Below are 23,880 nucleotides of genomic sequence, written 5' to 3' on the forward strand. Positions count from 1 at the left end.
TTTTTAACTTGTGTCTAAGTATAACTATCGTTTCTTAATAAAAATTGAGGAAGTTTCTTAAGATTTTATGAAGAATAAAAAAAACAGCTATCGCGTGTAGCGATAGCTGCCCCTTATTACTTCGCACTCACGATCTTATAATAAGAACGAACCGTTAAGAAGTAATATCCAATATAGATGACACCGTATACTCCAATACTAATGAGAAGCGGAATCATAATTTCAAATGGTAATATATTTGATAAACCTTTTAGTGCAAATAAGCTGTGTAAAATACCGATTACTAACGGAATAGCGAAGATAAAGCTTACTTGTTTTGCGATAGCTTTCTTCATTTCTTGCTTCGTTACACCAACTTTATGAAGGACAATGTAACGATCACGGTCAGCACTTGCTTCTGTTAATTGTTTAAAGTAAATGATTGAGCCTGTCGCTAATAGGAATACTAATCCTAAGAATAACCCAATAAACATCATTAAGCCTGTCGTTTCAAGCCCCATTTGGAATCCTGTATAGAAATCGTTAAATGGTTTTAAAACTTCTGATTCTCCAGCTGGCATAATGCTTGCTAATTTTGCTGTTAACTCTTTACTATTTCGCTCACCTTTTACATCAATATTTTTTACAGTACGCGTTTCGTTTACTTGTTTCATTTGCTCATATGTTTTATCAGGAACGATTACAAATAGTTCATTTAAATTTGTAAGGCTTCTATTATTTACACCTTTAATTTTTAATTCTTTTGACTCATTTCCAACAGGGAATACAGCTGTATTTCCTGTATAAAGAGGACCAAAATCAAGTTTCTCAATATATAAGCTATCATATACGAAAGCTTCATTCGCACTTAAATTTACAGGTTCTACATCTAAATGTTTCACATGTTTATTAAAGCTTGATTGTGAAATAAGCTGGTACTGATTCGTAACATTATAGTGTGTGTTCAGAACTTGATCAGCTCTTTCACCTTTAAATGTTCCTTTCACAGGAATCATTTCAACTTCTGATTCATATGTGACTGGGTGATTATTCTTCTCTCCAGCAAGTATCTCATTTACTTTTTTATCTAATGCTGCATCTTTTTTCTCATAGGAATAACTATACGGCGCAGCAACTTTTGATTGCGTAAATGTGTTGTAATACATCGTAACTGACGTACCAACCGCTGTTAATGTAACTGCACTTAAAATAGCGATTGTCGCCAATGATTTCGCATTTCCTTTAATACGATATAGTAACTGCGATGTCGTTACCATATTCATACCATTATAAAATGCTGACTTATTATTTCTTGCACGTTTCAATACAAATACTGTGAAGAACATGAACAGTAAATAAGTCCCTGCTACTGTCGCTAATAAAATATATAATGCAACGACCATAAAGTCTGCATACATAACTGCTTTCATGTACATTAGCGCTAAAAAATAACCTGAACCGATTAAGAAAACTGAAATTAATGCCATGATGACAGATCCTTTTGGCATTGCTTCTCCTTCACGTTCTGCACGGAAAAGTTCAATTAACTTAAAGCGATAAATTAAACGATATCCTTGAAGTGATGTATATAAAATAATCACAAAGAAAATAATTGCTGTATCAATAATGGCAGCCATCGGTACTTCAAAATGAACGTTTAAATTTAATCCCATCATATTTACTAATAACTCAAGGAATAATTTCGAAAGGACACTACCGATCGCAATCCCGATTACTAATGACATTAATCCCATTAACATATTTTCATAAAAGAGCATTTTACCAATTTGTCTTTTACGAATACCTAATAACGAATATAAGCCAACTTCTTTTTTACGTTTACGTGTAAAGAATCCGTTCGAGTATATAATGAACACTGCTACGAAAATGATAAGCATCACACTGGAAACTTGGAACGCTCCGCTAATCTTTTTAGAAGCTTCTGCCGCTTTTTCCATTTGTGAATTATATTGCAGTGCTTTAAATGTAAAATAAATAACGATACTAAAAATCATAGATGCGAAATATACAAAGTAGTCTTTAAAGTTCCGCTGTATGTTGCGGAGGGCAATGCTAGATAAGGTCATCAGCCATACCTCCAGAAATAGAAGACATTACGTCAACGACTTTTTGGAAGAACTGTTTACGCGTTGATTCACCACGGTGCAATTCTTTATATAGTTCACCATCTTTAATGAAAATAACTCGTTTACAATAACTTGCTGCAAATGCATCATGCGTTACCATTAAAATTGTTGAGTTATCATATTCATTTAATGACTTCATACTTTCAAGTAAATCTGTTGCAGATTTAGAATCAAGCGCTCCAGTTGGCTCGTCCCCGAAAATCATACTTGGATTCGTAACGATTGCACGCGATGCTGCGCAGCGCTGCTTCTGTCCACCAGATACTTGATATGGGAACTGACTTAAAATATGATCAATGCCAAATTTCTTTGAGATTTCAAGAACGCGGCGATCAATCTCACTCGCTTTCACCTTTGATAACGCAAGTGGTAAAGCGATATTCTCTTTCACTGTTAACGTATCTAATAAGTTATAATCTTGGAAAATGAAACCTAAATGATCGCGGCGGAATAACGCTAACTTATCGTCATTCATTTTCACGATATCTTTGCCATCAATTAAAATTTCACCGTTCGTCGCATTATCAATTGTAGAAAGAACATTTAGTAAAGTCGTCTTACCAGAACCAGAAGGTCCCATAATTCCAACGAACTCACCTTCTTTTACTTGTAAGTTAATACCTTTTAACGCTGCAAATTTGTTACCACCCGTGTCATATACTTTTTCAATATTTTTTGCTTCTAACACTGTTTTCATCTCGACATCCCTCATTTCTTCTATTCTCTATTTTCAACTATATACACTCTCTACTCTTGCCACTATCGATGTTTCTTACACAAACATGACAGTTATGTAAGGCACATAAGTAAAGAAATCAAAAAGTTAACGTAATGAATTAAAGTACTTTGTTACTATAACATTGGGATATCATACCATCCATTCATTCTCCTTACAGGAACATTACAATTTTGTAAGGTGAAAAATGTACCCTACAAAGTTGTGCACGAAATGTCGGATGGAGCTATTTCATTCCTGCTATTCTATGTACAGAGGAGGTCATAATATGGATTCACTTAAAAATATGAATGCTGCAATGCAGTATATCGAAGACAACCTTACACATGAAATTGATTTTAAGGAAGTCGCAAAAATAGCTTACTGCTCCGAATATCATTTCAAGAGAATGTTTTCTTTTTTAGCTGGCATATCACTATCAGAATATATTCGCTGTAGACGTCTTACTCTCGCTGCCTTTGAACTAAAAAACAACAATGTAAAAGTCATTGATATCGCTATAAAATATGGCTACAACTCACCAGATTCATTCGCTCGTGCATTTCAAAACTTGCACGGTATAACACCTTCAGAGGCCCGAAATAGTAGCCATTCTTTGAAGGCTTATTCACCAATGACCTTCCAATTATCTATTCAAGGAGGAAATGAAATGAACTATCGAATTGAAGAAAAAGAGCCATTTCGAATTATAGGTATTACAAAACGAGTCCCAATCGTTTTTAACGGTGTAAATGAAGAAATTGCTTCTATGTGGAAAAGTTTAAACCCAGAGTCTATTCAAACATTAAAGTCCCTTTCAAACATTGAACCTACTGGAATTATTAGTGCTTCTACTAATTTTTCTGAAGGAAGAATGGCGGAAAAGGGAGAACTTGATCACTATATTGGAGTAGCCACAACAAAGGATTGTCCAGAGCAATTCGCGCAGCTTGAAGTTGCAGCTTCAACATGGGCTATATTCGAAGCTGTCGGTCCATTTCCTGATGCATTACAAAATGTATGGGGGCGTATTTATTCTGAATGGTTTCCTTCTTCGAACTATGAACTAGCGGAAGGACCGGAAATATTGTGGAATGAACAGAAAGACATATCTTCTCCAAACTTTAAAAGTGAAATTTGGATACCGGTTTTGAAGAAGTGATAAAAAAACAAAGCTGCTCTTCCCTAAAAGGAAAAGCAGCTTTATTTACATTTTCAACTCTTCTTTATAAATACTATATGACTTTATTGTTGATACGATAATGCATATTAATATGATTCCAATCCCCATAAAAATATTAAATGGATCTGGAAGCAAAGCCCCAGCATATATACAAAGTGAACCTATTACAAATACCCTCGAAGCAAATCGGTGTGTTTTTCTCCAAACTACAGGATTTTCTAATGTCCAGTCCATTCGAATGCCTACTAACCCGTTCGGCTTCGTTTGTTGCATGTAATTACCTAGTACAAGAAACAATGTTCCAAGTCCAAAATTAAATGCAATTGAGCCCGATGCAATATAATTAGACGCTGCTAATAGTGCAAATATGTTACATCCAAACCCGATAAAGAGAATGGCATAATTAATCGCTGAAAGAACTTTGGATTGCTGTGTAGACTTATCTTTTATGAATCCAAAAACTATCCACATCATATAGAGCACTACCATACTACCTATCGAGAATGAACTTGCTTCTACTTTAGAAAAATATCCATTTACTACTCCTGCCGCATTATAATGACTTGGAATTTGTTCTGGTAAATATGGCCATACAATATACCATCCAATTGCAATGCCAATAATTAAACTCCATGGTAATATGTGTCTTTTCATCCTCTCTCCCCCATAATTTTTTATTAGGCCCCTATTTCTTTTTTATAAGCAATATAAGAATATACCATCGTACCAACAACCAGTACGACTACAACACTTAACAAACTAATCATTTTCCACATTCCCGGAAGGAACGAGGAAAATATGATTACAATACCGCCAATCATCATAATCTTTGATCCTATCCTATGCGTTTTTCTCCACACTTCTTCACTACTTAAAGTCCATGGTGTTTTAATACCTATAAAGAAATTTGGTTTACATTGCTGCATATAATTGCCGAGCACTACAAAAAGGATACCGACCATTATGTTCACAACAATTCCAATTGGAATGTTATATCCTAAAGCATTTGCTAGTGTCATCATATTAATAGTAAATAAGAAAAATAAAATTGCTCCATTAATCCTTCCAAGTGCTTTAGGAAATTTTTTATAGTTCTCGTACCTTGGATCTATCTTAGGCAATACAGTCACTAGTGCATATATAAAAATCATAATTGCTACATCAAAAATCAACATTCCCATTTTTGACATATGCCCATTTACTTCACCATCAATGTTCCAATGACTCGGAACCTCTCCCGGTAAATAAGGCCATGCAGCGCACCATGCAATAATCGTTAAAGCAATTAATAGTAACGGAAATATATGCTTTTTCATTTCCCCTCTTCCCCCTTATTCGTAAATGTAAACACCCAAGTCAACAAATCTTGAAAGACCGTTGTGTTTAAAGAGTACACAACGAATTGCCCTTTCTTTTCATCTTGAATAAGTTCAGCATTTTTAAGTGCGCTTAAGTGGTGTGAAATACTTGGTTTTGTCATATTGAAATGTTCAGCAATTTCACCAGCGGTTAGATTGCCTTCTTTTAATAAGTCTAAAATTTTTCGCCTTGTTGGATCTGCTAATGCTTTGAATGCTTGATTCAATGTCTTTCTTCCTTTCGATAATTAGACATTTAGATATTTATCTAAATGTTAAAATGATTTCAGTTAATTGTCAATTATATATACAGCCCTTTTTATTTTTTCCACTTCTGACCTACGTCAATTACTATATGGAGTAAAATCTAAAGATTACGGAGAGTAAAAAAAGAAAACAGCTCTTCAAATATACAGGAAGAGCTGTTTTTATTTAAACTTTATTATTTTATTAACAAAAGAAGAAATCCAAAAGATAATCAAGCTTATAATAAAGGACATACCTACTATCGTTCCGAATTCATTTAACCAATAACTAATCATGCTTTCACACACCTAGTATGGATTCTATTACATATAAGTAAGAAATCATTCGTTCTTTGTAGAGTCCTTTTGGACAGTTTTATTCGCCATATCCACTGGAATTTTCATTGTCCAAGTTCCTTCTGTTCCTCCAACTCTGTTAATATTAATATTTATAGATAAAAGCTCTGGGAATTTGTTACCTTCTAACGGTTCAAAAACTATTACTCCCTCTGGTTTATCATGATCAGCTAACACCGTGTCAAAACTTTCCCCCGCTTGATTCGTTAAATAAAATGTACTATTCTCTATTGCATCCGGATTACCAATACGATCTTTTTGAAAATTATCCATATGAGTGTTACTAAGAAAATGTAAGTATTGGACAGCATTAAATTTCTTATTTTTATAATACGGGCTCTCCACTTGTTTCCCGTCTTCTTTACCATCTTTTGTAATATCGAGCCCAGTTGTATTAAATTTATAAGGAACAAGCGATCCATCTTGCTGTTCAAATCGATAATAAACAAGTATTTTAGCATCTTGAATTAATATTTCTTTTACATGAAGAGTAATACCGTTATCTACTACTTTTTCGTTTAACTGTATGGACTTCCCATTCGCAGCATCCTTTTTCACTTCTTCACCAATCATTTCATTTAACTTTACCTCTGGCTTTGCAAAATAAGAATTGTTTAATGCCATTGTACTCGTCGGTATAATGACAGCCGCTATTAAACCTGCTATTAATAATTTCTTTTTCGTTTTCTTTTTGTTTTCTTTTTTATACATTTGACTAAAGGATTGATAAGCTCGCTCTTTAACCTCTTTTGGGATCTCTTGTTTCATTGCTTTTTTACATTCATTTGAAAACGACATTTGAATTAGATTCCTCCTCATCTATTTCTATACTAGATTGATTCCGAATTTTTTCTAACGCTCTGTGAATTCTAGATCTTACTGTACCTATAGGAATTTGTAATAGTTCTGCAATTTCTTCATATGTGTAATCGTGATAAAAGCGATAAACGATCACTACTCTAAACTTAAATGGTAGTTCTTGTATCACTGTTAATAACTGCTCTTCTGTTTCTTTTCTTAATAATACTTTTTCTGGAACTTCTACAACAGGATCATCACTTAGTTGTTGTTTTTCAAATAAGCGCATCCTCTTCCATATGTGTTTTCTCCACTGACTAATCTGCTTGTAAACAATTCCATTCAACCAAAATAGAAACGGTCTAGATTGATCATATGTTGAAATAGATTTCCAAAGTTGGAAGTAGATTTCATTTACGATTTCGTTTGTATCATGTCGATTTTTAACTATAGCAAAGACTGTTTCATAGATTCGCTGACTCGTTAAATCAAATATAAATTCAAAAGCCTCCTCGTCACCTTTTAGTAAACGCTCTATCCAAATATGTATATCTTCATTACTTACCAAGTAGTGCCCCCTCCTTAACGATGTTCTCACTATATATTGGACAGTAAGCAAAATAAAGTTCCAAATTTCATAAAAAAATATAATACTTTTTACTTTTCACACTTTTGACCTATACTGTTTACTAGCTTATCTTTCAACATAATGAAAAGACTTGAAACACATGATACACTATAGCTACAATTGTTTTTTTAGGAGGAATATACATATGTATAAAATTTTAATCGTTGAAGACGATCCAAATATTTCATCATTACTGCAATCTCACATTCAGAAGTACGGTTATGAGGCTGTGGTAGCGGAGAATTTCGATGATATTATGGAATCGTTTAACGCTGTGAAACCACATCTTGTTTTACTTGATGTAAACTTACCGAAATTCGATGGTTTCTACTGGTGCCGTCAAATTCGTCATGAATCTACTTGTCCAATTATTTTCATTTCAGCGCGTGCTGGTGAGATGGAACAAATTATGGCAATTGAAAGCGGTGCGGATGATTACATTACAAAACCATTCCACTACGACGTTGTAATGGCGAAAATTAAAGGACAATTACGTCGTATTTACGGTGATTATGCACCAAATATTTCTGAACGTATCGTTGAAGTAGAAGGTTTAAAACTATTCCCAGAACGTCCTGAAATTCACTTCGGATCTGAACAAGTTCTTTTAACGAAGAAAGAGGCTATTTTAGCTGAAATGTTATTATCTAAATTCCCTCGTACAGCAAGCCGTGAAGATTTATTAGCTGCGCTTTGGGATGACGAAAGCTTCGTTGAAGAAAATACATTAAACGTAAACATTACGCGTCTTCGTAAAAAGTTTAATGAGCTTGGTATTGAGAACTCTATTGAAACAGTACGTGGACTTGGATATCGTTTTAACGCAACTTGGAGTGAATAAGCATGAAGCTATTTTTACGTGATCATTTTGCATTTTTCCTACTGTACATATTAAACTTCGGTATCATTTTCGTTCTTTATGATGCAGTAGATGGATTTCAAAATAATAAATTTTACTTCGTCGTTTTAAGTTTATATTTATTCATTTGTTTCCTCGCTTACCGTTACGTTCGCAATCGTAGAATGTACCATAGATTAAGTGAGCAACCTGAAAAAATGGAAGATGCGTTTATTGAAAGAGCGACTGCTCCGATGCCTCACGGTGTCAATGAACTCGTGCGTACGCAGTACCGCCTCTTCCAAAAAGAACTACAATCGTATGAAGTAAAACAACAAGAACATCAATTATTCATTAATCATTGGGTACATCAAATGAAGACACCTGTTTCTGTTATGCAGCTTATGGTGCTAGAAATGGAAGACGAGCATTTAATTCCAAAGTTTAAAAAAGAATTAGAGCGTCTAAACCAAGGGCTTGATATGGCTTTATACATGGCTAGGTTAAATAACTTCCATGAAGATTTCCATGTCGAGACGATTTCATTAAAAGATACGGTAACAAAAAATATTAACGGATTAAAAGAACTATTCATTCGTAATGGTGTCTTCCCTGTTTTAGAAGTCCATTCTGATTTAAAAGTTACTTCTGATGCGAAATGGCTAAAATTTATCATCTATCAGTTAATGACAAATGCTGTTCGTTACTCTGGTGAGCGCGGAAAGAAAGTTTTCTTATCTGCTTACCGAAACGGAAAAGATATTATTTTAGAAGTTCGTGATGAAGGTGTTGGTATTCCGCAAGAAGATATTCGAAGAGTATTTGAACCGTTTTACACTGGGAAAAACGGTCGCGCATTTGGAGAATCTACTGGTATGGGACTTTATATTGTAAGTAAGATTTGTGATTATTTAGGTCACTCGGTCAAATTAGATTCGGAAGTTGGTAAAGGAACGACGATTAAAATCATCTTCCACAACGCTGCAAATAATCAGGCAGAACATACGGAGAAGGTGACCGAAGCATGATCGTAACATATGCAAGCAAAATGTATGAGAACTCACTCTCATACATTTTTTGCAATTCAACTACTTCTATATCTTCTAGCCGGAGGTATAATCTATGACATTTTGGCAATTTGCATTTAAAAACGTCACGCGCAACTCAAGAGCTTATTTTGCTTACTTTGTAAGTAGCTCCTTTTCCATTGCTGTGTTCTTTTCGTTTGCTGTTTACTTATTCCATCCGAAATTACAAAACTTTGACATGACTTCTGAAATTTCAGGATTAATGGTATTTTCAGAAGTAGTAATTGTATTTTTCTCTTTCTTCTTTTTACTATATTCCATTGGTACTTTTTTAAAAGTTAGAAAAAAACAATTTGGGGTTTTGACCATTTTAGGAATATCGAGAAAACAATTACACCGTCTCGTCTTCATGGAAAATATGTTAATCGGGATTTCATCTATCTTTTTCGGTATGCAGTTTGGAGTTGTTTTTTCGCAATTTTTCTTATTAGTAACAGCCAAACTTACGCATGTTCCAGGAATATATTTATACGGTCCTACTAACGCGTTTATTTTAACAACCATTGTTTTCCTTAGTCTTTTTATCATTGTATCTGCATTCACACCAATGCTTATTCGTACAAAAAAAGCGGTACACCTTTTAAAAACAAATGGTGGAAAACAAAAGGAAAGAAAACCATCCATACTTGTTTCATTATTTGGTGCGATCTGTTTATTTGGTGGTTATGCATTAGCTGGAAATCCTAAATATTTCGTATCAGTAAGCCCGCAAATCGGTGTTATATATATGGTCTCAAGTATTTTCGTTATCCCAACGCTTGTTACAATCGGAACATATTTCTTCTTTTCACAAATTAGCTTCTTACTTATTTATATTTTAAAGAAGAGAAGGAAGTTTTATATGAAACGGATTAATATGCTTTGGGTTTCGGATTTAGCAAGCCGTATTCGAACGAATATTAATATGCTTTTTATTGTAGCGATGCTATCTACTATCGCTTTCACAATGATTACGTTTCTATATGGATTCGGGAAATTTATTAAGCTAGAAGTTAATAGAACTTCTCCTTTCCCAATTTCTTATTTTTCTTATGATGCGAACCCTTTTGTTACAGAGCATTTAAATTGGCTTGAGCAACAATTACAAAAAGAGCATTTCTCTTATCAAAAAATAAAAGCTGATATATATGAAACACCACTAAAAGAAGATAAAGATGTAGCCATTTTTAATGATGTATACGCAATTAAGCAAAGTGACTATAACAAACTTGCGAATTCTTTACGAATGAAACAACTATTTATGGATGATAACGAAGCATATGTGCTAACAGGGACATCTTATATCACCATATTCAACGAATTTGAGCAAAGCTACAAAAGAGATTACATTACACTCTCTAGTACAAATACGAAATTACGAGTGAAAGGCTATGAGCATGTGAATGCAATTCCAGCTGGCTTTTCATATCAAACGATAGTTTTGCCTGATGTTATCGTAAATAACTTACCTAGCACCGTAAAGCATATATCAGCATACAATTACAAAATTCAGAACTGGGAACAGACATATAAAATTGCTGATAATTTTATGGAAAAAGTACAAAAAGATCGAGATACATCCCAGTATGAAGGACCTCTTATTCGCCCCTTTGAATCAGCAGGTTCGTTATACAAAATAACATCTGGCAGTGCTGCATTCTTCCTAATCGGGACATTTTTAGGAGTTATCTTCTTCATTGGAGCTGGTAGCGTTCTTTACTTTAGAATGTATACGGATTTGACGAACGAACAAGAGAAATATATAACGATTTCTAAAATCGGTGTAACAGATACAGAGATGAAACGATCTGCAACCATTCAACTTAGTATTTTATTTTTCATTCCGTACATTATGGCATCCATTCATACAATGTTCGCAACAAAAATGCTACAAGATGTAATTGGTTTATCTCTGTTCAAAGAGGTTTCAGCCGTTCTTATTATTTTTGGATTCGTTGAAATCGTATTTTTCGTATTCATTCGTTCACTTTATATGCAAAAATTATCACAATACACGAGTGGACAAAATATTTAAAATAAACTTGATGAAAAGAGTATTTCCTATGCTCTTCTCATCTTCACCCTATCAGGAGGTTCAGGTGAATGACATTTTGGCAGTTTGCATTTAAAAACGTGACGCGGAACGCCAGAGCTTATTTCGCCTATTTTGTAAGCAGTGCGTTCTCCATCGCAATCTTTTTCTCATTTGCAGTTTATTTATTTCATCCTAAATTGCATATGACAGACGTGAATTATTCTCTGAACATATTAATGACAATTTCAGAAGTTGTCATTGTGTTCTTTTCATTTTTCTTTTTACTGTATTCAATCGGGACGTTTTTAAAAGTACGAAAAAAACAGTTCGGGATTTTAACAGTACTTGGCATATCTCAAAAACAATTAAAGCGACTCATATTTATAGAAAATATGTTAATTGGTGCTCTTTCTATATTTTTTGGCATTCAACTTGGAGTTGTCTTTTCACAGTTCTTTTTATTAGTTACCGCCAAAATTACACACGTACCTGGTTTATATTTATATCCGCCTACAAGTGCTATCGTTTTAACTATCATCATCTTTCTCGGGCTCTTCATTCTCGTATCATCTTTTACACCGATGCTCATTCGTACGAGAAAAGCCGTACGTCTTTTAAAAGAAGGAACACAACAAAAAGAAAGAAAAGCATCCGTACTCATCTCTCTATTTGGTGCGGCATGTTTAATAACTGGATATGTATTAGAATCCAATCCATTATATTTTATGTCGTTAGGCGATATCATTGGGCTTTTATATGCCTTCTCTAGTATACTTGTCATTCCATCGCTTATTGCAGCTGGAACATACTTTTTCTTTTCACAAATTAGTTTTTTACTTATTCGTATTTTAAAAATGCGAAGAACGTTTTATATGAAACGAATTAATATGCTTTGGATTTCGGATTTAGCAGCGCGCATTCGGACAAACATTAACATGCTTTTTATTGTAGCGATGCTATCGACACTCGCTTTTACAATGATTACATTCTTATATGGTTTTGGAAAATTTACAAAGTTTGATGCAATTAGACAAAACCCTTTCCCGTTTACGTATTTATCACATACTGAAAATACATTAGCTGATGAACATTTAAACTGGTTAGAGCAGAAATTTAATGAAGAGCATTTTACTTATACGAAATTTAAAACGGATATATATGAAGTATCTTCGGCTGAAGATAACACGCAGCTCTATTACGCAATTAAACAAAGTGACTATAATGTACTTGCTAGGGCGTTAAATTGGGAAAAACTCACGGTGAATAAGAATGAATCTTATATTCTTATGAAAGACTTAGATGATCAAGTTATTGGAACACTTCACAATGAAGACAAGAAAAATACTCTTACACTTACTCAAAACAATTTACAACTACAAGTGAAAGAATATAAAAGTTATAGCCCATTCCCAAACAGCTTAATATACCAATTACTCATACTATCTGATGAAAATGTAGAAGCCTTATCCACCGTTTCCAAACAAATGAGTGTATATAACTTCAAAGTTACAGATTGGGAAAAAGCACATAATATCGGTTCATCGTTTATCACAAAAATCAATAACGACAATGCAGCAATTCAAGCAGAACACCCACCTTTCCATGCAAGTGAAGCAAGCGATTCTCTATACACAACAAAACTAAATGTCGCTTCATTCTTCTTAATTGGTACTTTCTTAGGTGTTATTTTCTTTATCGGTGCTGGTAGTGTTCTTTACTTCCGAATGTATACAGATTTAACAAATGAGCAAGAAAAATATATAACGATTACGAAAATTGGCTTAACTGAAACTGAAATGAAACGTTCAGCGACAATTCAGCTTGCGATTCTTTTCTTCGTGCCTTACATTATGGCATCAATCCATACGATGTTTGCGACAAAGATGCTACAAGAAGTTTTACATCTCTCGTTCTTCGCTGAGATTACAGTCGTACTGTTGATTTTTGGAACAGTTGAAATTTTATTTTTCCTTTTAATTCGTTCCTTTTATATGCAAAAATTATCACAACATATTAAGTTTTAAAAGTAGAAAGGTGATTACTATGGAAGAAGTATTACACATAAAAAACGTCTCAAAAGTGTATGAGGGGAAAGTCCCTCATACTGCTTTAAAAAATATAAATTTACACGTGGATAAAGGTGAATTCGTTGCCATTATGGGACCATCTGGTAGCGGGAAATCTACATTTTTAAACGTTATTTCTACAATTGATTCTCCTACTTCTGGTGACGTCGTTATTAACGGAAAAAAACCGCACACATTTCGTCGAGAGAAGTTAGCTATTTTCCGCCGCCAAGAGTTAGGATTTGTTTTCCAAAACTTTAACCTACTAGATACACTAACAATCGGTGAAAATATCGTACTACCTTTAACATTAGATAATGTTCCATTAAAAGAAATGGATGAAAAGCTTGATAACATTTCAAAAAAGCTTGGAATTGATCATATTTTGGACAAACGTATTTTTGAAGTTTCTGGAGGACAAGCACAGCGTACTGCAGTAGCACGCGCTGTTATTCATCACCCTTCTCTCTTACTAGCCGATGAACCGACAGGGAACCTGGATTCAAAAGCCGCTATTGATGTAATGGAGTTATTTACGAAATTAAACAAAGAAGAAGATGCAACGATTTTAATGGTTACGCACGATCCGTTTGCGGCAAGTTATTGTAACCGTGTTATTTTCATTAAAGATGGAGAGCTTTACAATGAACTGCACCGCGGATTATATCGCGAGAAGTTTTATCAAGAAATATTAGATGTTCTAGCCTTATTAGGAGGCAGACGTGGATGACGTTTTGGCAATTCGCATTTAAAAATGTCTCACGTAATTCAAAAGCATATTTCGCCTACTTTGTAAGTAGTGCGTTTTCTATCATGGTTTTCTTTTCATTTACTGTATACGCGTATCATCCACGCTTACAGAGTGTACAAAGCTTTCAAGAACGTGATCCTCTAATGAACTTAGCTAGTACAGCACAGCTTGTGATCGTTATGTTCTCGTTCTTCTTTCTCTTATATTCAATTGGAACATTTTTAAATGTTCGGAAGCAGCAATTCGGGATACTCACTATTCTTGGTATCTCACAGAGACAATTAAAAAGATTGTTATTTACCGAAAACATGATAATTGGGATATTATCTATCTTTATCGGCATTCAAGGTGGACTTGTATTTTCTAACTTTTTCTTATTAGTCACTTCGAAATTAACAAGTGCGAAAGGTCTCTATTTATATTGGCCAACAGAAGCGATTATCGTTACAACCGTAACGTTTATCATTTTATTTTTAATCGTTTCTACATTTACACCAATGTTTATTCGTACTCGAAAAACAACGAAGCTTATTAAGGGCGTTAACAAAGAGAAGAGCGAAAAAAAACCATCTATACTCATTTCACTATTTGCTTTAACTTGTTTAGGACTATGTTATTATATTGCCGGTTATCCGCAAGGCTACATAACGGAAAAAAATGCACAAAATGGATCTGTATTCTTAATTATGCTATCTATTTTACCGCTTGTAGTGATTGGGACGTATTTATTTTTTTCACAAACATTTCTTCTCTTTATCTATATTTTAAAGAAACGAAGAAAGTTTTACTTAAAACAAATAAATATGTTATGGATTTCAGATTTAGTTTCTCGTACACGCAGTAATATTAATGTACTCTTTATTGTTTCTATGCTATCTGCACTTGCATTTACAATTATTATCGGGTTATTTGCTGCAAACAATAATACGAAAGCACCCATACTAGAACGATATCCAATACCATTCACCTATACATCAGAAGGTGTTAATGCATTTGAACAAAAGCATATTACTACGATTGAAACTGAACTTACAAATGCTAATTTTCAATATGACAAATATAAGTTTACCGTTTTAAAAGATACAGCTTTAAAAGAATCAATTGCCATTATGAAAATGAGTGATTATAACGCAATAGCACAGCAATTAAACAGACCAAAAATCACTCTCGATTCTTCACAAGTTTATAATATTTCTCGCTATTCACCAGCGTTATTAAATCTCGTGTCTAACCCATTTGCGAAGCAGAACACAATTACACTTGGCTCTAATAAAAAGGAATTTCAAATTAAAGGTTTTATTAATAGAGGAATTGAGCCTCCCTTTGCATTACCTCACTTAATTGTGATGCAAGATGAAGTAATTGAAAATATGATTCCTCATATTGAAACAATTACAGTCTATAACTACTTCGTGGCAAATTGGGAAAATGCAATTGTCCCAACAAAAAATATATTAAAAAGCTTAGATCACGATGCAGAAACCTTGTATGAAGCACATAAAAATGAAGAAGATTTCATTAAACCATTTTATATTTATACAGCTACGGATGAACTCGTTCATAGTAAAGGAAATGCAGTCGCTCAATTCTTTATTTGGGCATTTCTCGGCTTTATTTTCTTTATCGGAGCAGCTAGTGTTTTATATTTCCGTATGTATAATGACTTAACAACTGAAAGACAAAAGTATATTACGATTACAAAGCTTGGCTTAACTGAATCAGAAATGTTTCGCTCTGCAACGATTCAATTAGGAATTTTATTTTTCGTTCCTTACATCGTTGCTGGTGTTCACACATTATTTGCGGTTAAGTTTTTACAAAGTATGTTTTCTTTCTCCTTACTAAAAGAGACATGTATCGTACTCACCTTTTTCGGGATTATCGAGATTATTTTCTTCTTCTTAATCCGTTCTCTGTACATTAATAAATTATCACAGCATATAAAAATATGAATAAAATGGCCTTGTGCAATACGCACAAGGCCATTTTCAATAGTTTTTAATAATTAGCAGCAATATCCACCATAGCCGCCTGCGTAACCGCCGTAACCACCATAGCCACAACCGCCGCCTCCGCCGAAGCAGCTAGCACCGATGATAATTAATAAAATAAACAATACGATTAGAAGCGCAAAACCGCCTCCGCATCCACGTCTACGATCGCAATCATCATGTCTGTGTTCACACTTTTCGCTCATTACCCTATTCCTCCTTTAGTATCATTCATAACAAGTTCCTCTTGTTCTAAATGAGGGGATTCCATTTATATTATGTTTTCAGGGCGAATAGGAAGCTTGGCTTACCTAAAAACGGGCTTGTTTTAGAAATTAGGCTTAATCAAAAAAAAGATACCTATTCAGGTATCTTTTAAAGAAACATATTCAACAAAAGGGCAAAACCGAATGCAATAAATGCTAACAATGTCTCCAGCACCGTCCACGTTTTAAACGTTTCCTTCACCGTCAAACCTAAATACTCTTTTACAAGCCAGAACCCTGCATCATTTACGTGAGAAAACATTAATGAACCTGCACCGGTTGCAATAACGAGAAGCTCTAAATTCACACCAGACATGTGCTGAATAACCGGTGAAACAATCCCTGCCGCTGTCGTTAATGCTACTGTAGCTGAACCTGTTGCAATTCGAATTAATCCAGCTACCATGAAAGCTAATACAATTGGTGATAACGAAATATGTTCTGCCATTTGTGCAATGGCCGTTCCAACGCCGCTTTCAATTAATATTTGCTTAAATCCACCGCCTGCACCAATTATTAAAATAATGGAACCGACAGGCAATAAACTTTCATCTGTTAATTTTTTAATCATCTTTTTATTAATTCCTTGTCTTATTCCAAGTAAATAAAATGCTGCGAAACATGAAATAAGTAAGGCGATTACTGGACTTCCTATAAACACGAAAAATTCAGTCAATTTTTTCGGTAATGAAATATATGGTGCAACTACTGATAAAATCATCAATACAACTGGTAATAAAATAATAAAGAATGAAACTTTACGACTTGGCAAATCAGTTGATACTGTCGTAACTCGAACAAGCTCCGGTTCATTTTCAGGTATAACCCTCTTATGTACCCACTTTGCAAATATTGGGCCTGCTATAATAGCCGTCGGTAACGCGATAATTAATGAATATAAAAGTACCTTTCCTAAGTTCGCGTTATAAATACCGATTGCTGTCATAGCACCTGGATGCGGAGGTACTAGTCCATGTACGATAGATAATCCCGCAATAACAGGTAATGCAATTAATAATATGTTTTGCTTCGTCGTTTTTCGAATTGAAATAACAAGTGGTAATAAAATGACAATCCCTACTTCAAAAAAGACGGGAATCCCTATAACAAACCCTGCAAATAACATAGCCCAAGGTAATTTTTTTACGCCGAAAAATCGAATAAAGAAATCTGCAACTTGCATGCCTGCTCCTGAATCAGACATCATTTTCCCGAGTATAGTCCCAAGTGCCAAAATACCAACTAAATGCCCTAGTACACTACCAACACCAGTTTCATAGGCAGTGACTATTTTCGTTAAGTTCAGTCCAGACATAATAGCTAAAAACAAACTCGCAACTGTTAAACTAATAAATGCATGCCATTTCCACCATGATACCCCTAAAATAACAATTGTGATAGCAAGTAACGTGACGATTAATAAGTATATATCCATCTCTCATTCCCCTTACTTTTACCCCTATTGGTGATCAGTGGGTGATGCCCTCCTCCACGTTTCACTTTATAAAAAAAGAGGGAACATCCCCTCTTTTTTATACGTCATAATTAACTACATAATGCTGCATTTCTGTATTGTAGTAGCCTTCGCTATATTCAATTACTTCGCCAACTTCATCGTAAGAATAGCGCATGCGTTTTAATAACGCTGTTCCCTCTTTTTCACCTAGCGCTTCTGCAACGAAATTAGGCGCAAGTCCAACTGCGAATTCATCTCTGAAGTTTTCTAAATGTATACCTCGGTCCTCAACTAAATCGTAAAGCGATTGTAAATCAAAGTCCGATAAATCTGTACTTGCCATTTGAGCTGAGAAATAGTGCGTATAATGAATGTACGGCGTATCATTTAACATATATAGGCGCTCGATACGAAAACTCTCTTTACCGAATAATCGAAACGGCACTGTTCCTTCCTCATTATGAACGATTTCTGCTTTTAATAATTTCTTTTGTACTTTATATCCTTCTTCCACTAACACTTCTGTAAATTTCTTACCCTTTGACAGTTTTGTCGCAGAAGTATTACGAATCACTTTCGTTCCTTTGCCGCTCTTCTTTTCCAAATATCCTTCTTGAGCGAGTTCTTTAATCGCATTACGCACTGTAATCTTACTAACTTTGAACTCTTCTTCTAATTGCGGTTCTGAAGGAATATTCGTATGAATCGCATATACGCCATGCAATATTCGATCACGAATAATATTTTTTATTTGTAAATATAATGGTCCTTTTTTCCTCGTTACGTTCACTGTTACACCCACTACCTTTCTACATCACCTACTGATGCCGTCATCGCCCGAAGTATATCTTTCTCTGATGACATTGGCGTATCACCGACGATTGTATGTGCTAGCATTCCAGCTGCTGACGCAAATGAAACAGCTTTCTCTGGTGCAAACTCTTTTATCTCGCCATGAATAATTCCGCTCGTATAAGCATCTCCAGCACCTATTCTATCATATACAGAAAACGTAAGTGTTTTTGCAAAAGTGAACGAACCATCTTTACATATAAACCCGCGAAGCGAATGTGTATTATCACTGTTAATAGAGCGATGAGTACCAGCGATTGTAGCGATATGATACGTTTCAGCTACCTTTGGAATGAGATCCAGCAGCTGCGCCTCACGCTCCGTCTCTTCTGTTTTCATCCCAAGAACGAACATCGCATCTTTTTCATTCATCATAACGATATTAGCGAGTCCTAGCATTTCTTCATAATGTGGTTTTGCCTGTTCATATCCGTCTTCTCCCCAAAGTGAGGGACGATAATTACAATCAAAAACGACGGTTCCTCCGTTTTCTTTAACTGCTCTCGCTAAAGATTTCATATGATGACGCACAGTATCATTCATCGCAAGTGTAATACCGCAAAAATGAACGATATCAATTTCCTTTGCGATTTCTTCAAATTGATACATTTCTTCACATGCCGTATTGAAGCTACTTTCTAATCGATTCGAATATGTAACGCGGCTTGCACGTGCACCGAATCCATTTTCTAAAAAATACATACCTACATATTTACCGCCTCTTGAAACAAGAGAAGTTTGAATCCCTAACTTTTGAATGTAAGATACAGCTGCATCTCCAACCGAATTTTCCGGTAAAGTTGAAATAAGAAGCCCTTCATGCCCTAAGTGAGAAAGTGCCGCTACAACGTTCACACCTGTACCTGAAAATGAGTAATTTAACGTGTTAGCTTGCGACAACAATTCATATCCAGGTACTTGCAGGCGCATCATTACTTCGCCGAATGCTGCAATTTTCTTACGCATATTGATCAACTAGCTTTTTCACGACTGCTAATAATTCACGAACATCTTCTACTTTCGTATTACCAGTTTCTTTATCAATAATAGAAGAGTATACGTGCGGGATAACTTGCTCTACATTTGCCTCAAGCGCAATACGTACAATTGTTTCGAAGTTTTCTTTATCAATTCCGCCTGTTGGCTCTAATGCGAAGCCTTCTTCCGCACAAGCTTTCGCAACTGCGCGATACTCTTCTTCATGAGCTAGCCCTTTCATCGGGAAGTACTTCAATGAATTTCCGCCCATATCACGTACAAGTGCGATCGCTGTTTTAATTGGAACGATTGCTTTTTCTTCTCCAGCCGCACTAATTGGGCCAGTAGAAATATTTACGTAACCTACTTTTCCTGTTGGCGATACTAAACTATTAATCCAGCTATCTTTTTCGCCAAGATTTGCACGTGTCGCTCCAACTGAGGGGAACACTTGGTTAATATGGCTACCAGGATAACGCTTCGCAATTTCAGCTACAACTGCCGCTTGGCGATTATCTCCTGCGCCTAGTCCGATTGATACAGCGTCATCAATTTCTTTTCCGTATGCTTTCATAGCTGTAACAGCTTCTTCTACTGTTGGATAGTCTTTTGATAACACTCCTACTACTACATAACCTTCTGCTGCTTCAAAAATATCTTTCGCATTTTCTATATTGTTTGCCAATACATTTAATGCTACGCGGCCTTTATAAAAACGTTTTTGAATGTTTGTCATTTTAGTTTCCCCCTACGATTTCTCTCAATTTTTCTTCAATCACATGTATGTCATCACCTTGAAGTGGACGTGGATCAATATCAAAGAATCCTTGTCTTACTCCGTAATCACGTGTATAAATAGCGATTTCCCCTTCGCGTAATGCAGTCACAACATCTCTTGCTGATTTGTTTAACTCTTTCTCGTTAATATGAATACGAGCTCTAAAGATTGCTCTTCCAGCTTCATCTTGAACGATCGTTACATTTACACTATTTAATTCTTTTAGCGGCATAAGTACTTGTAGCAATTCTTTTTCTTGCTCGCTCTTATCTTCTTTTACTCCGTACTCATCAAGCGCTTGAAGTAAGCCAAAAGTTGTCTCTTTCCCGACTTTCATACTTCTTCCGATGCAATGTAATTGCACTTTCAGCCATTCGATATATTTTCGTTTACCGCCAACAATACCAGAAGTAGGTCCTTCAATTGCCTTTGAACCACTATAAATGGCAAGGTCTGAATACTTCACATATTTTTGAATGTCTTCTTCAGCTGCCGCATCAACGATAAGTGGTACGTTATTTCGCTGCGCTACTTCCCATGCTTCTTCAACAGAAATCATATTTTTTTGCACTGCATGATGTGATTTCACATAAAGAATTGCTGCTGTATTTTCGCCAATCGCATCTTCAATATGTTCTGCTTTCCCTTCATTTGCGTAGCCAACTTCAACGAGTTTTCCTCCACCTAAGTAAATCATCGTTTCAACAGGAGCTCCGTATTGAACGTTATGACCTTTTAACATAATCACTTCGTTTTTCGCGATGACCTCTTGATGAAGTCTTTCACTTTTACGGCGATTTCCTTCTGTAACGATACCAGCGATAGAAAGCGCAATTCCGCTCGATGCTGAATTCACAACGACCGCTGCCTCTGAATCTAGAATTCTCGCAATATGGTCTCCTGCTTTATCTACTAAATCAGCAATTTCCACATAATTTTGTCCACCATGTTTCATCGCATCCATTACCGTATCTGTAGGAGCAGATACACCTAAAATACTCATTCTACCGCTCGCATTAATTACTCTTTTTAATCCGTACTTAGCATTCAATGAATGACCCATTGATTACAACCCCTTTCGTATCAATCCTTCTTTCAGCAATGCGCTGATCCCCTTCTGAATCAATTAACGTAACCTTCTCATCTTTAACCGTAAATAAAGTTAAGTTTGCAATATCTCCTTCTTGAATACGGCCAAGCTCTGGTTTCTTAAGCCACTCTGCCGCATTTTTCGTAACCGCATCAATCACTTCTTCTAGCGGATAACCTAAGTAAAGGAATTTCGAAAGAACGTGAGCCATACTATACACTGGACCATATATACGATTCTTCCGGTAAATATCCGTACTAATTGTATTAAAGGCAATATCGTGACGCTTCGCCGCTTCTGCTACTTTAAAAGAAAAACTAGCATTACCATGACCAACATCTAAATGTACGCCGCGATTCACTGCATCTAGTAACACAGGTAGTGGTTTGCCTTCTTCATCAAATAAATTATTTTCTTTCCCGTTTAAATAATGTGTAATCACATCATCTTTTTCTAAAAGAGGTACAACTTCCTCAATGCGAGGAGGCGCTGAACCGATATGTACCATAATCGGTAATGATGTTTCGCGAGATAAATCACGTGCAACATGAAGTGGTTCAATTCCACTATCACAAACGACACTCTTACTCATTCTCGCCTTTAACCCAACGATTACATCTTTATACTTTTCTACTGCTTCTATTACTTTCTCCTTATCTATCCATTCCATATTGGATAATTCATCAATTCGTTTCAAACCGATGCGAGAAATATTTAAAAAGGCAAATAAATTCGTTTTTGCCTGCTCTCTATTTTTTACTAAATCTGCAATGCGATCAGCACCGCAACTACCCGCATCAACAATTGTCGTTACCCCTTGCTTAACGCCAATTTCATCTACCTCATCACCATACGGATCAAACTCTGGAAAAGCATGAACGTGCAAATCAATCCAGCCACTCGATACGTAAGTACCTGAGTAATCAAGAACTGTTCCACCCTCGCCAGCACCAGCTTTCGTCACCTGTGCGATTTTATTATTTTCAATTACAATGTCAATCTCTTCCCCGTTCACACGTTTCACATTACGTAGTACGAATCGTTCTGTCATTGTACTTCCACCCTTTTCTATAAGAAGCCATAAGAATACGCTTACATTAAAGTTTCATTTTATATCTCTTTCACACGTTTAGCGTAACACAAAAAAAGGGAGAAGTAAATATAACGTTATAATGTTTAAAAGTAAATAAAAAGATGCTCCTCCAAAATGCTAATAGTATAGGAAATTATATCAACGATTTTTTGAATATATCTATCATAACTTACAATATATCAACGATTTTTCAATTATATCTATCATAACTTATAATATATTAACGATTCGACAAAGAATATCGATTTACCGACAAAAAACGTCACTTCCTTTCTTATATAAGAAAAGGCTGTCCCAAATGGCACAGCCTTTTTCTCTATTCCTGAACCGTCACAATAACCCCATCCATATTGTTCCCGGAAATTTCATACTGCTTGTTTGCTGGAACGTTCACTTTCGTATTCTCAGAAACTTTATAATAAGAAATAGTATATTTCTTACCTTCTACTTCAGTTGAAACCTCTTTTTCCTCTTTTAAAAACTCTAAATATTCCTCTAGTGTAAAATTCTTTTTTTGCATAATTGCGCTATGAGGTAGGCCGACATAACGGATATGCCATGGCTCATATTGAATTCCAGTAATGTTACTTTTATTTTTCGGATAACGTAATACAAAGCCATGCTTCCATACGTTCTCTTCAATCCATTTTCCTTCAGGCGCTTTCTCCATTTTCTTTTGAGTAGACCCAATGTCCAGTGATAATCCTAAATTATGTTCACTGTATCCTGCTGGAAGTGCATAATCAGATCCCATTTTTTCATATAGCTGTTTTTGCTCTTGGAAATCTCTATAACCACTACTAATCAAAAAATGGTTAACACTTTCTTTGCCAGCCGCATCGACAACGTTCAAAAACTTTTTCACAACATCCTTTGATAAACGAAGATTTCTATCAAATATTACATAGCCTCTCACTAATTCACTATTATGATTTACATTTATAATATCAGACCTAATACTATCTTTTTTTACTGGGTAATCTTTGTTAACTAATAATAGATCCCCTTTGTAAATTTGTTCTTTTGCAACCTCTACCTGCTCCATATTTGCATTCTTTACTGCACTATTTTCTCCATCGATTTTCACATCAATTTCTTTTTGAAATAACGGTGATATATAAACGCCTACACAGATTGTGCATGCAATAAAAAAAGAAATAAATACCCACTTTTTCATTTCTAGTTCCTCCTTAACGTAACTTACGTATA

The 23,880-nt window shown here is 35.1% G+C and carries 22 protein-coding genes; 7 read left to right on the forward strand and 15 right to left on the reverse strand.

Going from position 1 to position 23,880, the window contains the following annotated elements; translation table 11 throughout:
• Positions 1-116 precede the first annotated feature (116 nt).
• Both AC241_RS23985 and AC241_RS23990 read right to left on the reverse strand, forming a co-directional pair.
• On the reverse strand, positions 117-2,066 hold the full coding sequence (locus AC241_RS23985) for an ABC transporter permease (RefSeq protein ID WP_043935203.1): 1,950 nt from the start codon (positions 2,064-2,066) through the stop codon (positions 117-119).
• On the reverse strand, positions 2,053-2,823 hold the full coding sequence (locus AC241_RS23990) for an ABC transporter ATP-binding protein (protein ID WP_000859656.1): 771 nt from the start codon (positions 2,821-2,823) through the stop codon (positions 2,053-2,055). Before AC241_RS23990 ends, AC241_RS23985 begins: the two co-directional genes overlap by 14 nt.
• Positions 2,824-3,130: 307 nt before the next feature.
• On the opposite strand from AC241_RS23990, the gene AC241_RS23995 reads away from it, so the two are divergent.
• On the forward strand, positions 3,131-4,003 hold the full coding sequence (locus AC241_RS23995; RefSeq protein WP_043935202.1) for an AraC family transcriptional regulator: 873 nt from the start codon (positions 3,131-3,133) through the stop codon (positions 4,001-4,003).
• Positions 4,004-4,048: 45 nt separating this feature from the next.
• Here the strand turns inward: AC241_RS23995 and AC241_RS24000 are convergent, their stop codons facing one another.
• From AC241_RS24000 to AC241_RS24020, 5 genes are all read right to left on the reverse strand, one after another.
• On the reverse strand, positions 4,049-4,678 hold the full coding sequence (locus AC241_RS24000; RefSeq protein WP_043935201.1) for an SdpI family protein: 630 nt from the start codon (positions 4,676-4,678) through the stop codon (positions 4,049-4,051).
• Between the two features lie 23 nt (positions 4,679-4,701).
• A complete protein-coding gene (locus AC241_RS24005; protein ID WP_050844624.1) occupies positions 4,702-5,340 on the reverse strand; it encodes an SdpI family protein in 639 nt (212 codons plus the stop codon).
• Positions 5,337-5,609 (reverse strand): autorepressor SdpR family transcription factor, encoded by a 273-nt coding sequence (locus AC241_RS24010; protein WP_043935198.1) that lies wholly within the window; start codon positions 5,607-5,609, stop codon positions 5,337-5,339. Before AC241_RS24010 ends, AC241_RS24005 begins: the two co-directional genes overlap by 4 nt.
• A 360-nt stretch (positions 5,610-5,969) precedes the next feature.
• Positions 5,970-6,782, reverse strand: a complete 813-nt coding sequence (locus tag AC241_RS24015; RefSeq protein WP_050844625.1) for a DUF4179 domain-containing protein — start codon at positions 6,780-6,782, stop codon at positions 5,970-5,972.
• Entirely contained in the window at positions 6,766-7,350 is a 585-nt protein-coding gene (locus tag AC241_RS24020) for a sigma-70 family RNA polymerase sigma factor (RefSeq protein WP_050844626.1), read from the reverse strand. The genes AC241_RS24015 and AC241_RS24020 overlap by 17 nt, the downstream gene beginning before the upstream one ends.
• A 205-nt stretch (positions 7,351-7,555) precedes the next feature.
• On the opposite strand from AC241_RS24020, the gene AC241_RS24025 reads away from it, so the two are divergent.
• From AC241_RS24025 to AC241_RS24050, 6 genes are all read left to right on the forward strand, one after another.
• Positions 7,556-8,251 (forward strand): response regulator transcription factor, encoded by a 696-nt coding sequence (locus tag AC241_RS24025; RefSeq protein WP_000276738.1) that lies wholly within the window; start codon positions 7,556-7,558, stop codon positions 8,249-8,251.
• 2 nt (positions 8,252-8,253) lie between these two features.
• Positions 8,254-9,276 (forward strand): sensor histidine kinase, encoded by a 1,023-nt coding sequence (locus AC241_RS24030; protein ID WP_043935194.1) that lies wholly within the window; start codon positions 8,254-8,256, stop codon positions 9,274-9,276.
• A 94-nt stretch (positions 9,277-9,370) separates the two neighbouring features.
• Positions 9,371-11,350 carry an ABC transporter permease gene (locus tag AC241_RS24035; RefSeq protein ID WP_050844627.1) on the forward strand — a complete coding sequence of 660 codons (1,980 nt, stop codon included), beginning with the start codon at positions 9,371-9,373 and terminating at the stop codon, positions 11,348-11,350.
• A gap of 68 nt (positions 11,351-11,418) precedes the next feature.
• Positions 11,419-13,374 carry an ABC transporter permease gene (locus AC241_RS24040; RefSeq protein WP_050844628.1) on the forward strand — a complete coding sequence of 652 codons (1,956 nt, stop codon included), beginning with the start codon at positions 11,419-11,421 and terminating at the stop codon, positions 13,372-13,374.
• Between the two features lie 19 nt (positions 13,375-13,393).
• Complete coding sequence (locus AC241_RS24045) at positions 13,394-14,146, forward strand: ABC transporter ATP-binding protein (RefSeq protein ID WP_000393250.1); 753 nt, start codon at positions 13,394-13,396, stop codon at positions 14,144-14,146.
• On the forward strand, positions 14,143-16,119 hold the full coding sequence (locus tag AC241_RS24050) for an FtsX-like permease family protein (RefSeq protein ID WP_016079920.1): 1,977 nt from the start codon (positions 14,143-14,145) through the stop codon (positions 16,117-16,119). The genes AC241_RS24045 and AC241_RS24050 overlap by 4 nt, the downstream gene beginning before the upstream one ends.
• 53 nt (positions 16,120-16,172) lie before the next feature.
• On the opposite strand, the gene AC241_RS24055 is transcribed toward AC241_RS24050, so the two are convergent.
• The 8 genes from AC241_RS24055 to AC241_RS24090 all read right to left on the reverse strand — a co-directional run bounded on the left by AC241_RS24055 (position 16,173) and on the right by AC241_RS24090 (position 23,848).
• On the reverse strand, positions 16,173-16,364 hold the full coding sequence (locus AC241_RS24055) for a YjcZ family sporulation protein (RefSeq protein ID WP_001290386.1): 192 nt from the start codon (positions 16,362-16,364) through the stop codon (positions 16,173-16,175).
• A gap of 169 nt (positions 16,365-16,533) precedes the next feature.
• Positions 16,534-17,859, reverse strand: a complete 1,326-nt coding sequence (gntP, locus tag AC241_RS24060) for a gluconate permease GntP (RefSeq protein WP_048564358.1) — start codon at positions 17,857-17,859, stop codon at positions 16,534-16,536.
• Between the two features lie 97 nt (positions 17,860-17,956).
• A complete protein-coding gene (locus AC241_RS24065) occupies positions 17,957-18,682 on the reverse strand; it encodes a GntR family transcriptional regulator (RefSeq protein ID WP_043935190.1) in 726 nt (241 codons plus the stop codon).
• The gene (locus AC241_RS24070; protein WP_001227514.1) at positions 18,682-19,698 is read right to left on the reverse strand and encodes a sugar kinase; all 1,017 of its coding nucleotides are present in this window, start codon (positions 19,696-19,698) and stop codon (positions 18,682-18,684) included. Before AC241_RS24070 ends, AC241_RS24065 begins: the two co-directional genes overlap by 1 nt.
• Positions 19,691-20,446 carry a 2-dehydro-3-deoxy-phosphogluconate aldolase gene (gene dagF, locus AC241_RS24075; RefSeq protein WP_016079917.1) on the reverse strand — a complete coding sequence of 252 codons (756 nt, stop codon included), beginning with the start codon at positions 20,444-20,446 and terminating at the stop codon, positions 19,691-19,693. Before dagF ends, AC241_RS24070 begins: the two co-directional genes overlap by 8 nt.
• 1 nt (position 20,447) lies before the next feature.
• Entirely contained in the window at positions 20,448-21,551 is a 1,104-nt protein-coding gene (locus AC241_RS24080; RefSeq protein WP_016079916.1) for a DgaE family pyridoxal phosphate-dependent ammonia lyase, read from the reverse strand.
• A complete protein-coding gene (locus AC241_RS24085) occupies positions 21,529-22,629 on the reverse strand; it encodes an amidohydrolase/deacetylase family metallohydrolase (RefSeq protein WP_016079915.1) in 1,101 nt (366 codons plus the stop codon). Before AC241_RS24085 ends, AC241_RS24080 begins: the two co-directional genes overlap by 23 nt.
• 358 nt (positions 22,630-22,987) lie before the next feature.
• On the reverse strand, positions 22,988-23,848 hold the full coding sequence (locus tag AC241_RS24090) for a M15 family metallopeptidase (protein ID WP_050844629.1): 861 nt from the start codon (positions 23,846-23,848) through the stop codon (positions 22,988-22,990).
• Between the last annotated feature and the right edge of the window lie 32 nt (positions 23,849-23,880).

The organism is Bacillus thuringiensis, from assembly GCF_001182785.1.
In the GTDB taxonomy this organism is placed as follows: Bacteria; Bacillota; Bacilli; order Bacillales; family Bacillaceae_G; genus Bacillus_A; species Bacillus_A thuringiensis_S.